The following is a 949-nucleotide window of genomic DNA, read 5'->3' on the forward strand; positions in this document are numbered from 1 at the left end:
AGGTGGTTCGATATGGTAATGTGAGTCCGAAACAATCTGTAATAGTTTCTGACACGACTTTAGGTGCGCCAAAAATTTCAAATATAAAAGTTGGCGATACACAAGTAACTGTAACAGGTACAGCAGGAGCACGCATTACATTAACATTACCTGGTGGAAGTAAGCCATCAGTGACAGCTGATGGAACAGGGAAAGCAATATTTAGTGTACCGGCAGCTCAAGTAGGACAAGTATATGAAGCAACACAAACAGGTGGAAATGGAAAAGCAAGTGCAAAAGACACGTTTACTGTTTCGGATACAACAACACCTCTAGCACCACGCGTAAATCCAGTGTCAGACGTTCAAACGCAAGTAACTGGAACAGCTGACCCTAACTACAGAGTTACTGTGACGATTAATGGCGCAACATACACTGGCACAGCAAGTGGAAGCGGGGCTTATACAGTTCTTATTCCAAAACAAACTAGTGGAACAAGAATTGAAGTGACACAAACGAACCCAAATAATGGTAATGTGAGTCCAAAAGAAACAGTGACGGTTTCTGATACGACTTTAGGCGCGCCAATAATTTCAAATATAAAAGTTGGCGATACACAAGTAACTGTAACAGGTACAGCAGGAGCACGCATTACATTGACATTACCTGGTGGAAGTAAACCATCAATGACAGCTGATGGAACAGGGAAAGCAATATTTAGTGTACCGGCAGCTCAAGTAGGACAAGTATATGAAGCAACACAAACAGGTGAAAATGGAAAAGCAAGTGTAAAAGACACGTTTACTGTTTCGGATACAACAACACCTCTAGCACCACGCGTAAATCCAGTGTCAGACGTTCAAACGCAAGTAACTGGAACAGCTGAACCCTAACTACAGAGTTACTGTGACGATTAATGGCGCAACATACACTGGCACAGCAAGTGGAAGCGGGCTTATACAGTTCTTAT

Annotated in this window: 1 protein-coding gene; it reads left to right on the plus strand. The window is 42.5% G+C overall.

Going from position 1 to position 949, the window contains the following annotated elements; translation table 11 throughout:
- The coding region (locus tag LFLEISCH_RS14310) for an Ig-like domain-containing protein (RefSeq protein ID WP_040504906.1) at positions 1 to 872 on the plus strand (872 nt) is incomplete at its 5' end.
- Between the last annotated feature and the right edge of the window lie 77 nt (positions 873 to 949).

The organism is Listeria fleischmannii subsp. fleischmannii LU2006-1 (assembly GCF_000344175.1).
Lineage (GTDB): Bacteria > Bacillota > Bacilli > Lactobacillales > Listeriaceae > Listeria > Listeria fleischmannii.